The sequence below is a fragment of the Bombilactobacillus mellis genome, assembly GCF_000967245.1.
Classification (GTDB): Bacteria; Bacillota; Bacilli; order Lactobacillales; family Lactobacillaceae; genus Bombilactobacillus; species Bombilactobacillus mellis.
Genome location: NZ_KQ033878.1, coordinates 204,428 through 216,965 on the forward strand (window position 1 = coordinate 204,428; position 12,538 = coordinate 216,965).

The following is a 12,538-nucleotide window of genomic DNA, read 5'->3' on the forward strand; positions in this document are numbered from 1 at the left end:
CACTATCTCCTTAAACTAAAAGCGTACTTAAACTATCTCTTTGATTATATCATAGAAAAATTTAATTAAAAATAATAATTACAGCAATCCGCGGTCCTGAAAACTCAAAAAATCATCTTGACCAATAATTAAATGATCTAACAAATTAAGATTAAACAATTGACAACAAGATTGTAACCGCTGAGTAAACATTAAATCAGCTTGAGAAGGTGCTAAATTGCCGCTCGGATGATTATGCGCAATCACTAAACTAACACAGGGTAACATTAAGGCGGTTTTAATTATTTCCCGGGGATGAACTGTCGCCATCGTTAAGGTACCCCGAAATAAAATTTTTTCAGCTAAAAGGCTTTGATTCACATCTAAGAAGAAGCCCATTAATTCTTCCTGCTGATAACCGGAATATTTCGTTACTAAGTGTTGAACTATTGTATTTTTAGCAACTGGTTGTTGAAGTGGCAGCCACTGGCAGGTCTTTAAACGCTGCATTAATTCCAATAAAGCCAAAATTCTTCCCTGATTGGCTTGGCCAATTCCCGGAATCTGTAAGAGAGTTTGCGCATTTAAAGCAGCCAGATCTGTAAAATTCTTCGATCTATAGGCTAATTGTTGCACGATCTGTTCAACCGGATATTGCTTAGTTCCTGAACCAATAATCAGCATGAATAACTGTTCTGTTGTCATACTGGCCGGACCAAAATGATTAATTTTTTCCCGAATTTCCATAATTTCACCTCAAATATTTTCAAGGTAAATTACCCAGAAATTCACTGTTTTTTAGAGTTAATCATTTTGTTGCAGCAATTCTAAAATTGCACTGGCAAAATGTAAAGAACCACAAATTACTAAGATATTTTCATTATCTAAACTTGTAATTGCCTGCGCAAAAGCTACCGGCCAAGGTGCTATATAACGTTCCTTAGCAGTTAAAGCTGAATAATCACTATTTTTGGCTGCCCGTTTTTCATCTAAAGTGGTAATAATGATGTCATCAGCGTAGTTAGCCAATTCTTGTAAAATTGCTGTCCGATCTTTATCAACCATGGCTGCATATAAAATGTGTAAGCGGCGTTTTTGTCTTAAGGGCACTATATTAGTCAATAAAGCCTTAATGGCCGGCAAATTATGTGCTCCGTCCAATATAATTAAAGGATCGTGACTTATAATTTGGGTCCGTGCAGGTAAACTGGCGGCAGCTAAACTGGCTTTAATTTCCGCAGTACTTAGTTTTTGGGGAAACAATAACCAATAGGCTTTAAGAGCAATAGCAGCATCGATAGCCTGGGTCGGAGCAAAGGAAGCAACTTTTAAATCTTGAAAATGTTGTTGTTGATCATGCCAATCAAAAGTCAGTGCTTCTTCTGAATTTAATTGTACATGTTCAATCTGAAAATCCTTCCCATATTGATAGATTGGAGCCTGCATAACCTGAGCCTTATGCTCTATAACATCTTGCACACTAGCAGGAATTTCCCCCAGGACTAGCGGGCGTTTACTTTTAATAATACCAGACTTTTCGTGGGCAATATCTTTTAGAGTAGGCCCAATTAATTGAGCATGATCCATACCTATATTTGTAATAATTGCTACTTCAGGCGTGATCACATTGGTTTTATCATATTCTCCGCCAATCCCCACTTCTATCACACCAAAATCCACCTTTTCCACAGCAAAGAATTGAAACATCATAACAGTTAGAAATTCAAATTCCGTTAGACAAAAGGTATCATCATGAACTTGAATTTGTTGAACTAAGGCAGCAATTTGCTGTGTAAGATCTAATAGGTCTGCATCACTAATTGGTTGTCCATTAATTTGAATTCTTTCATTAAAGACTGTGACATAAGGTGATGCAAAAGTTCCCACCTTTAAGCCGGTAGCTACCAATAAATTAGTTAAATAATAACAAACACTGCCCTTACCATTTGTACCAGTTACATGAATGGTTTTTAGCTTTTGTTGGGGATTTCCCAATTTTTTTAAAGCGTGTTGAACATACTTTAAACTTTTATCTGGGTGTAAATGAGGCAAACTGTGAATATAGGCAATGGCTTGCGCCGCATTTTTTAAATCGTTCATTTTTCCTCTCTTATTTTCAGCCAATAAACGGACTGAATAAAATGAAGCTTTCAGTCCGTTTTCTTGATCTATTTTAATTTTGCTTTAACTCGCTAATTCGCGCCTTAATTTGATCACGGCGATTTTTATAAGAATCTAATTTGGTTCGCTGTTGCTCAACTAGCTTTTGCGGTGCGTTTTTTACAAAACCCGGGTTGTTTAATTTATTATTTACAAAGTCGATATCTTTTTGAAGCTTGGTTAATTCTTTTTCTTGACGTTGAATCTCGGCTGTAATATCAACTAATTCCGCAAGCGGCACAAAAATCTGAGCGCCATCAATTACCGCGGTCAAAGCCAACTTCGGTGCACTGACTGTCGATGATATTTGTAAACTTTTCGGATGAGCCATTTGCTCTAAATATTCTTGATTGGCAGTTAAAATCTGCTGTACTGAAGAATTTTGAGTTTTAATCAAAATATCAATAGGATTTGACAATGGCGCATGGGCATCAGCTCGCATTTGTCTAATGCCTTTAATCGCCATAATTAAGATTCTCATCTGAGCTACAGCTTGAGCATTAGCCAGTTGTTCATGTACTTGCGGATATTCAGCAACTACCAGCGATTTGCCTTCGTGTGGCATAGTTAACCAGATTTTTTCAGTAACAAACGGCATGATAGGATGCAAAAGACGCAAAATTTGGTCTAAAACATAAGCTAAAACTTGTCGTTTATGTTTTTTAGCTGCTTCATCATCACCATTTAGAACGGCTTTACTGAACTCAATATACCAATCACAGAAATCATTCCAGATAAAGTTATATAAAGCCCGTCCGACTTCACCCAATTCATATTTTTCTGAAAGTCGTAAAACATCTGCTACCGTAGTATTTAATTGCGCCAAAATCCACTGATCCGCTAAATCTAAATTTGTTGGTATGGTGGTCGGTGCTGGTGTGTCAGCTAAATTCATAATTACAAAACGGCTGGCATTCCAAATTTTATTAATAAAATTCCAAGCTGCCCCGACTTTTTCATAACTAAAGCGGGCATCTTGTCCGGGAGCTGAGCCCGTAACTAAAAACCATCGTAGAGCATCCACGCCGTATTTATCAATTACTTCCATGGGATCAATACCGTTGCCCAAAGACTTACTCATTTTTCGACCTTGTTCATCGCGCATTAAACCATGTAATATGACACTTTCGAATGGCCTTTGATGGGTAAATTCAATACTTTGAAACATCATCCGCGCTACCCAAAAGAAAATTATATCGTAGCCGGTAACTAACGCATTAGTAGGGAAGTATCGTTGAAAATCTTTAGAATTTTTATCAGGCCAGCCTAAAGTGGAAAATGGCCATAGAGCACTGGAAAACCAAGTATCCAAAACATCGGGATCTTGTTCCCAATTAGCAATATCTTGCGGTGCTTCTTCACCAACGTACATTTCACCAGTTTGTTTATTATACCAAGCAGGTATCCGATGTCCCCACCATAATTGGCGAGAAATAACCCAATCATGAACATTTTCCATCCATTGGTCAAAAGTATGTTCAAACCGTTCCGGAACAAAGTGGACTTTTTGATCTGTTTTTTGATTTTTCAAAGTCATTTCTGCCAACGGCTTCATCTTGACAAACCATTGCGTCGATAATCTCGGTTCTACCTGGACTCCAGAACGTTCAGAATGACCAACGCTATGAACGATAGCCTCTTCTTTTAGTAAATAGCCTTCAGCTTTCAAATCCCGGACAATCGCTTTACGCGCTGCAAAGCGATCCATTCCTTGGTACTTGCCGGCTTTGTCATTCATTGTACCGTCAGGATTCATAACGTTAATTCGCTGCAGATTATGACGATTACCCACGTTAAAATCATTCGGATCATGAGCCGGAGTAATTTTAACTAAACCTGTTCCAAATTTTGGATCTACATAATGGTCTTCAATAATCGGTAGTTTACGTCCAAATAATGGTAAAATTGCTTCTTTTCCTACGATATCTTGATAACGTTCATCACCTGGATAAACGGCAATCGCCACATCTCCGGGCATGGTTTCTGGTCGAGTAGTTGCAATTTCTACTGCACCGGAACCATCAGCCAAAGGATATTTAATATGATAAAAAGCACCCTGATCATCTTGGTGTTCTACTTCAATGTCTGATAACGCCGTTTGTAATTCGGGATCCCAATTAATAATATATTCACCGCGATAAATAAGCCCTTGTTGATAAAGGTCAACAAATACTTTCCGAACTGCTTTAGATAGACCAGCATCTAAAGTAAAACGTTCCCGCGAATAATCTAAGGATAAACCCATTTTAGCCCATTGTTGGTGAATAATTTTAGCATATTCATCTTTCCAGCGCCAAACTTCTTGAACAAAAGCTTCTCGTCCCAGATCAAACCGTGTTTTGCCTTCTTTTTGCAGTCTAGCCTCCACTTTGGCTTGGGTGGCAATCCCGGCATGATCCATACCTGGCAAATACAAAGTATCATAGCCTTGCATACGTTTTTGACGAATCAAAATATCCTGAATCGTAGTATCCCAAGCATGACCCAAATGTAATTTACCTGTAACATTGGGTGGTGGAATAACTATGGAATAAGGCTTAGCTTCAGGATTACCATTAGGCTTAAATAAATCTTGTTCCAGCCATTTTTGATAACGACCTGCTTCTACTGCTTGATGATCATATTTAGTCGACATTTCTGGTTGTGTGGTCATATAATCACTCCTTCACTCTTCTTCACGCTAATATAAAAAAACGCCCTAATTAAATTAGGACGAATGTGGATAACCGCGGTACCACCTAAATTAAAGCAATAAAATCTGGACTTTTATCACTTTATCTCCAACGATAACGGTCATCCCGGTCACAAAACGACAGCTCCCAAGCTACAAATTAACAAATCAGTTGAACCATCTCTCACCATGGTGGTTTTCTCTGTAGAATTAATCTGCTAATCCCTCTTGTTCAACACTTTATTATTAATATTAGTTAATATAATAAGAAATAAATCAAGCAACGTCAACTCTTTTTGATAATTTTATAGTAAAGAAGAAATCTCCTGATTTTCCTTTTCTAAATAATGATCAAAAGGAGTAATCGTAGTGACTTTAATCCCAGCTACAGCTCGTTGTATTAAACCTTTCAGATCTAATTGAGCCTCATATTCACGGGCCTTATCTAATTTAGGTTTTGTTTTGGGGTGCGTAGGTGCAAAAATAGTACAGCAGTCTTCAAACGGTTGAATTGAAAGCTCAAAAGTTCCAATTTTTTCAGCAATTTTAATTATTTCTGTTTTATCCATTGTCGCCACCGGACGAATTATTGGAGTATTAGTGACATCATTAATAGCCACCATACTTTCTAAGGTTTGCGACGCAACTTGACCAACAGATTCACCATTAAAAATAGCTAATCCATGACGTTCTTTAGTAATTATATCGGCTAAACGTAACATTAATCGCCGTTGCACCGTCATTAGATAACCTTCCGGAACTTGTTTTTTTATTGTTTCTTGAATTTCAGTAAAAGGCACCTGAATAAACTGAATATTGCCTGCATATTGGGCTAATCGCACAGTCAAATCTTGGGCCTTCTGCAAGGCATGAACACTGGTATAAGGAGGACTATAAAAGTGAATCATCTCCACTTCTACTCCTCTTTTCATGGCTAAATAACCCGCAATAGGTGAATCAATCCCACCGGAAAGCATTAACGAAGCTTTACCAGCAGTTCCTACTGGTAAGCCCCCTGCGCCGGGATAGGTTTTACTTGAGAGATAAGCGCCATCAAACCGGACTTCGATTTTAATTTTAATATCCGGACGGCGCATTTCCGCTTTAATAGCGGGCAGATGATCACTAACATAATCTCCTACGGCGAGATTAATTTGATTAGTATCATAAGCAAATTCATGATCAGCGCGCTTCGTAGTGATTTTAAAGGTTTGCTTTCCATCATATTGTTCCTGCACCATTTGTAAGGCGGTCTGTTTAATAATTTCTAAATCTTTAGCCACGCGAACGGCTGGAGAGTAATTTTGAATTCCAAAAACCACCTGTAAGCGATCCATTACTGCCTGTGCATCTGTGCCATTTAAATTAATATGCATGCGATCTCGTTTCGGGTGAATACGTAAATCGGGAAAATCTTGTAAAACCTTAGCCACATTGCCGTGCAAACGGTCAATAAAACTGCGCCGATTTTTGCCTTTTGTGGACAACTCCCCGTAACGAATCATGATTTCAGTATATTTCATTAATTAACCTCTTTAATTTAACACTTGAAAGTGTTGATAAATCTTATCTAAAGTTTTAATAAATTCCTGCATTTCTTCAAGTGTATTGGTACTATCCAAACTAACACGCACCGCACTTGTAGCAATTTTATCCGGAACATGCATGGCTGCTAAAGTCACCGACTCGGCACTGCTGCGAGAAGAACAGGCACTGGTGGTGGAAAGATAAATTCCCTCCTGCTCAAATGCATGTACAATCGTTTCGCCACGAACACCTGGAATTGCAAAACAGAGAATATGCGGCGCAAAATCAGTTCCTAGTTGGGAAAAAATAACAACATTATCTAATTTTTGTAAATGCTTATAAAGTAATTGTCGTATTTGATTTTGTTTTTGCGCTTTTTGGGATTCATCTGTTGTAGCTAACCTTAAAGCCCGCGCCATCGCTACAATGGCTGGTGTATTTTCAGTGCCACTGCGCCAATTGTTCTCCTGTCCACCACCGTTAATTAAAGCGGCCAAGCGACGGCCTTTTTTCGCATAGATAAAGCCGGTACCTCGAGGAGCATGGAATTTATGCCCCGAAAAAGTCATAAAATCAATCCGATCTTCCCGCAACAAAAAGCCCAAATTCTTTCCTACTGCTTGGACAGCATCCACGTGAAAATGAACACTGGGATAGGCTTTTAAGATTTCGGCTACTTCTTTAAGAGGTTGAATTGCTCCTACTTCATTATTAACCGCCATAATTGTTACTAAAATAGTCTCGGGTCTTAAAGCAGCCCGCACATCGTCTGGGTTAATATGTCCTGTCCGATCTACCGGTAAATAAGTCACTTCAAAACCTAATTTTTCTAATTGCTGCAAGGAATTAGTAACGGCCGGATGTTCAATACTGGTAGCGATTATATGATTACCAAATTGCCTTTTTTCCAGAGCTGTTCCCTTAATTACCCAATTATCGCCTTCTGAACCACCGCTGGTAAAATAGATTTCACCTGGCTGGCAATTTAAAATATCGGCGATTTGTTGACGTGCCATCTGCAAAATTTGCTGGGCCCGATCACCCAAACTATGAAGGCTGGAGGGATTCCCCCAAAAATCTTGGCTTACTTTTTCATAAGTCTTTAAAACTGATGGATCGATTAACGTTGTTGCACTATTATCAAAATAAATCATTACTTCACTCTCCAACATAACATCATAACGTTTATTTAGAAAAATGAAAATAAAAATGTTTATCTATCAAATAACAATTTGACAGATAAACTCTATATTTATCATTCACTCACAAATCTTAATTAATTGAGACTAGTCAATCTTTGTTTTCTGCATAATATAAATCACTAATTCTTTGAGCTGCCCCGGGTTCAACTTGTTCTAAAGCTTGAGAAATATTTAAACGTGCTTGATGATAATTAAACTGTTGATCGTACAGATCTTGAGACAGATTAGCCGCCTGTTGAATTTTAGGATGATTTTCCACATAGCGATTAGCATATTGCAGTAACCGTCCCGTTATTTGGGCATCAGCCCATAGATTTTGGGTTTGCTGTTCCAAATTATTTAAATCTTCCTGAACTACAAAAATTTGTTTCGTTACTTCTTCCACATTAACGGGCCGAGTTTGTAACAACTGTTGCAAACTTTGGGCTTCATCAGAAACCATTTGGTAATTATTGCGGTACTTTTCGGGTAGTCCCGGTAGTCGCATTACATCCAGCTTATGTTTTAATTGATGCAAATGCTGCGAAATCTGCTGTAGATTATCCCAGCCGACACTTTCACCTTGATAAAGGCCATCAAAACTTTCAGCAATCCGTTTTTGCTCCTGTTCGATTTCTTTGAGTTGCTGGGAAGCCTGCTGAAAATCATGCCAAATTTTAGAAAAAATAACTCCTTGCGGCTGCTTCATTGCTTTGACTAATTCTTGATAATGTTGAGATATTTGTTCAATTTTTTGCTGACTGGATAAAGCCAATTGTTGATCATCATCATTAATTACATAATGTTTTTTTAAACGACTAATATTTTGTGATAATAAACGATTTTGCCGGCGAGCATGTTGAATAAAATCAGCTAATACTAATTGTGACTTTTGGACTTTTTTCTGAGCGCTCCATTCTTGAGAAATCCGATCATAAAGATAATTCAAGCGTTCATTAATATTTTGTTCCAGTTGATCAAAGTCAGTAACTTTTAACTGGGCCAGCAAATCCTTGAGTTCTTTGATTTGCGCTTTAATATTATCCAGTTCCGTATTGATTTGGGGATCTTCTAAATTAATTCTTGCTATTTGCAGTTTTTGGGCGGCCTTTTCCAGCTCTTTGATCTCGGGTTTAAAATCCGTTTCTAAATTAATACCGCGCTCTAGTACTTGTTCAGATATAGTCTGAAATTTACTTAGATTAACCTGCTGCTGTTCTAATAATTGATGAGCTTTTAAGGCATCACCGGTAACAACTAATTCATTAATTTGGGGTAATTGCTGGGTAATCTGAGCTAATTGATCTTGCAGCGGCGCATAAGCTTCTTGATAATGAACCATATTACTTTGTAGTTGTGTTTGTAATTTTTTTGCCTTTTGCTCAACTTTATTAAAGTCTGCTTGATTTTTTTGAATATGATCAAATAAATTACTTAATGAGTTTTTTAATTTTTTTAGTAGTTTTTCCTGCTGCAAGGACTTTTGATTCAAGGACTTTAATTCACGATGAACACTCCAGACCTGCAAGTTAGCATTTTTTTCGGCATAATCAAGGAGTTGAGCCTGCATTTGTGGCAGCTGTTTTTTTATTATTTGCAAATAAGCGTTTTTATCTTTTTTAAAATCATTTAACGTTGCCCCGGCTAATTTTGTATCAGCAATTTGATCAATCATTTCTTCAATATTATCTTGTTGAAATAAATCTAAGCGCTTAGTTAATTGTTCAACTAAATCATTATTTTGCTTATGATAATAGAATAAACCGCTAATCACTGCCAGAATAATTATAATTAGCACAAGAACTATTATAATAGTCAAACTCAGCACCCCTTATTGTTACTTATCTAAAGTTTAGTATAACAAAGAAAAGTACTATTGACTTTTAAGAAAGAGTTAAAAGTTTCTCCACCTCCCAATTGACATTTTGTCATGAAAGAAGTAATGTGTTACATGTGTAAAATAATTGCAGCAGTGAGTGACAAGCTCGTCAACAGTCGCTGGCTTAAAAAGTCCAATTGAGTAACCTGCGGCTGCAAAAGGTGAAAATGGCAACAGTGACTGCACGAATGTTGAACTCATAGAGTTAATTATTTTACTCCAACAACTAGATTATTGGAGGAATTTTATGTCACGTTATACAGGTCCAACTTGGAAAAAATCACGGCGTTTGGGTATTTCTCTTTCAGGAACTGGTAAAGAATTAGCCCGTCGTCCTTATGCTCCGGGCCAACATGGTCAAAATAACCGGAATAAGTTATCAGAATATGGTACGCAATTGCGGGAAAAGCAAAAATTACGTTTAATGTACGGTTTGAATGAACGTCAATTTAGAAATACTTTCTTACGCGCAGGTAAGATTCGTCAAGGTAAGCACGGTGAAAACTTTATGGCTCTTTTAGAGTCCAGATTAGACAGTGTTGTTTACCGTTTAGGCTGGGCAGTAACCCGAGCTCAAGCTCGTCAGTTAGTCAACCATGGACATATTTTGGTAGATGGTCACCGAGTAGATATTCCTTCTTATGAAGTTAAACCTGGACAAGAAATTAGTCTGCGTCAACGTTCTAAAGACTTACAAATTGTTAAAGATGCTTTAGAAGCAAATGTTGGCCGACCACCATTTGTTGAATTCGACGAAAATACCATGACTGGTAAATTAATTCGATTACCTCAACGGGATGAATTAGAACCAGAAATTGATGAATCACTTGTTGTTGAATTCTACAATCAAATTCTTTAATAAAGAATTTTTTGAGCAAAGCAACCTTCGGGTTGCTTTTCTTTTATCATCATTAACAAATTTATTGTAATCTATGAATATAATAGATAATTAATTTTTAAAGGAAGTAGCATTATGCAAAGTCCTCTTGCTTATCGGATGCGTCCCCAAAAGCTCACGGAAATTGTTGGACAGCAGCATTTGGTGCAACCTGGCAAAATACTTTGGCGCATGGTGCAGGCTCAAGCGCTATCATCAATGATTTTATATGGGCCTCCGGGTACTGGAAAAACCAGCATTGCTAATGCCCTTGCACAAAGTACCAATACTGCTTTTCGGCAATTAAACGCTGCGACAGATTCCAAAAAGCAATTACAAATAGTAGCCGAAGAAGCCAAGATGAGTGGTCATCTAGTTTTATTGCTGGATGAAATTCACCGTCTGGATAAAACTAAACAAGATTTTTTATTACCCTTATTAGAGAGTGGCCAAATAATTTTAATCGGAGCTACTACAGAAAATCCTTATATTACTATTAACCCTGCTATTCGCAGCCGCACACAAATATTTGAGGTTTACCCTTTAAAACCGGCTGATATAAAAAAAGCATTACAACGAGCCCTCCAAGATAAACAACGTGGTTTGGGCAATTATCCAGTGCACTTAACCCCAGCCGCACTGGACCTGTTAGCTCAAGCTACCGCTGGTGATTTAAGAAGCGCACTTAATGGCTTAGAATTAGCGGTCAAATCCACTCCTGCTAATAGTGAAGGTGTTATTTATCTGGATCCTAAAATCATCAAAGAATCCATCCAAAATAAAGCTATAACTGCTGATAAAAATGGCGATGAACATTATAATGTTATTTCTGCCTTGCAAAAATCAATTCGCGGCAGTGATACAAATGCTGCTTTGCACTATTTAGCCCGTTTACTAGAAGCCGGTGATTTACAGTCTATTATCCGCCGAGTGCTGGTCACCGCCTATGAAGATATTGGCCTGGCTAACCCTGCTGTCTGTCAGCGAACTGTTCTCGCCTGTCAAGTGGCGACACAAGTAGGTTTGCCCGAAGCCAGAATTCCCTTAGCTGATGCTATCATTGAATTATGTTTAAGTCCAAAATCTAATTCTGGTATCACCGCCATTGACGCTGCTCTCAAAGACCTGAAAAACGGCCACGGTGGATCTATTCCTAATAATCTTAAAGATACCCATTATAAAGGAGCCCACCAATTGAATCATGGGCAAAACTATCTTTATCCGCATGACTACCCCAATGATTGGGTTGCCCAACAATATTTGCCGGAGGCCTTAAAAAACAAAGAATATTATCAACCCAAAACTAATGGTAAATATGAACAAGGCCTGAAAAAAACTTACGATAAATTAACACAAATGCAAAGAAAGGAGCAAAACTTTGCTGATTAAATTATTGATAGTACTATTTTTAATTTTATTAATAACAATCGGAATTTTAATGCTGACACATCTAGACCGACCTTTTTTTATGTTTTCTCAGTCTAATCTTCCTTTTGTTCAAAAAACTATGAAAATCACTGCCTATTTATTGCTGTTGACTAGTCTGATGGGAATTATTATTCTCATATGGGCACCTTTGTCTTGGAACTTATTAACTTTAGTCTTAGGCAGTGTCATAACCGGCGCTTTTGCGCTCTTAATTTCCCGCGCCAGTTAGACAAAAAAGAGTGCTTTTTGCAGTAAAAAAGGTTAAACTAAGTTTAGAATAGTAAACTTTGGAGGTATAAGCGATGTTACAACAATATAATAACATCCTTGTTGCGATTGATGGTTCTTACGAAGCAGAAATGGCTTTTCATAAAGCAATTGAAGTAGCAAAAAGAAATCAAGCTACCCTACACGTTTTACACGTCATTGATACTCGAGCATTTCAAGATGTCTCCAGCTTTGATTCATCAATGGTTGAACAAGTTACAGAAACAGCTAAAAAGACCTTGGCTGAATACGAAAAAACAGCTCAAGAACAAGGAATTTCGCAGGTTATCAGTAAAATTGAATACGGTGCTCCGAAAACCACCATTGCCCGCAATTATCCTCAAGACCATCACATTGATCTCATAATGATTGGCGCCACTGGTTTAAACGCAGTTGAACGTTTACTGATAGGTTCAGTTACTGAATTTGTCACTCGTAACGCTCCCTGTGATGTCTTAGTGGTACGAACAGATATGGACGGTCAACCTCTCAAGACTCCAAAAAATAGACGTTAATTTTAATAAAAACCTCCAAGTTTGAGTAGAACTTGGAGGTTTTTTATTACATAG

The 12,538-nt window shown here is 37.6% G+C and carries 10 protein-coding genes; 4 read left to right on the top strand and 6 right to left on the bottom strand.

What is annotated here, in order from left to right; translation table 11 throughout:
- Positions 1 to 78: 78 nt before the first annotated feature.
- From radC to JG29_RS05220, 6 genes are all read right to left on the bottom strand, one after another.
- Entirely contained in the window at positions 79 to 726 is a 648-nt protein-coding gene (gene radC, locus JG29_RS05195) for a RadC family protein (RefSeq protein WP_045922905.1), read from the bottom strand.
- A gap of 57 nt (positions 727 to 783) precedes the next feature.
- The gene (locus tag JG29_RS05200) at positions 784 to 2,079 is read right to left on the bottom strand and encodes a bifunctional folylpolyglutamate synthase/dihydrofolate synthase (protein ID WP_045922906.1); all 1,296 of its coding nucleotides are present in this window, start codon (positions 2,077 to 2,079) and stop codon (positions 784 to 786) included.
- A 73-nt stretch (positions 2,080 to 2,152) separates the two neighbouring features.
- Positions 2,153 to 4,792: a valine--tRNA ligase gene (locus JG29_RS05205; protein ID WP_045922907.1), complete on the bottom strand. Its 2,640-nt coding sequence runs from the start codon at positions 4,790 to 4,792 to the stop codon at positions 2,153 to 2,155.
- 323 nt (positions 4,793 to 5,115) lie between these two features.
- Positions 5,116 to 6,333 (bottom strand): tRNA uracil 4-sulfurtransferase ThiI, encoded by a 1,218-nt coding sequence (thiI, locus tag JG29_RS05210; protein WP_045922908.1) that lies wholly within the window; start codon positions 6,331 to 6,333, stop codon positions 5,116 to 5,118.
- 12 nt (positions 6,334 to 6,345) lie between these two features.
- Positions 6,346 to 7,491 carry a cysteine desulfurase family protein gene (locus tag JG29_RS05215; RefSeq protein ID WP_045922909.1) on the bottom strand — a complete coding sequence of 382 codons (1,146 nt, stop codon included), beginning with the start codon at positions 7,489 to 7,491 and terminating at the stop codon, positions 6,346 to 6,348.
- A gap of 136 nt (positions 7,492 to 7,627) precedes the next feature.
- Positions 7,628 to 9,316, bottom strand: a complete 1,689-nt coding sequence (locus tag JG29_RS05220; RefSeq protein WP_198139897.1) for a septation ring formation regulator EzrA — start codon at positions 9,314 to 9,316, stop codon at positions 7,628 to 7,630.
- Positions 9,317 to 9,644: 328 nt separating this feature from the next.
- Between JG29_RS05220 and rpsD the strand changes: the two genes are divergently transcribed.
- The 4 genes from rpsD (at position 9,645) to JG29_RS05240 (ending at position 12,484) form a co-directional block, all read left to right on the top strand.
- Positions 9,645 to 10,256, top strand: coding sequence for a 30S ribosomal protein S4 (rpsD, locus tag JG29_RS05225; RefSeq protein ID WP_045922911.1), 612 nt, complete (start codon positions 9,645 to 9,647; stop codon positions 10,254 to 10,256).
- Between the two features lie 114 nt (positions 10,257 to 10,370).
- A complete protein-coding gene (locus JG29_RS05230) occupies positions 10,371 to 11,663 on the top strand; it encodes a replication-associated recombination protein A (protein WP_045922912.1) in 1,293 nt (430 codons plus the stop codon).
- Positions 11,653 to 11,931, top strand: a complete 279-nt coding sequence (locus JG29_RS05235; protein WP_045922913.1) for a hypothetical protein — start codon at positions 11,653 to 11,655, stop codon at positions 11,929 to 11,931. The genes JG29_RS05230 and JG29_RS05235 overlap by 11 nt, the downstream gene beginning before the upstream one ends.
- 73 nt (positions 11,932 to 12,004) lie before the next feature.
- Positions 12,005 to 12,484 carry a universal stress protein gene (locus JG29_RS05240; RefSeq protein WP_045922914.1) on the top strand — a complete coding sequence of 160 codons (480 nt, stop codon included), beginning with the start codon at positions 12,005 to 12,007 and terminating at the stop codon, positions 12,482 to 12,484.
- Positions 12,485 to 12,538: the final 54 nt, after the last annotated feature.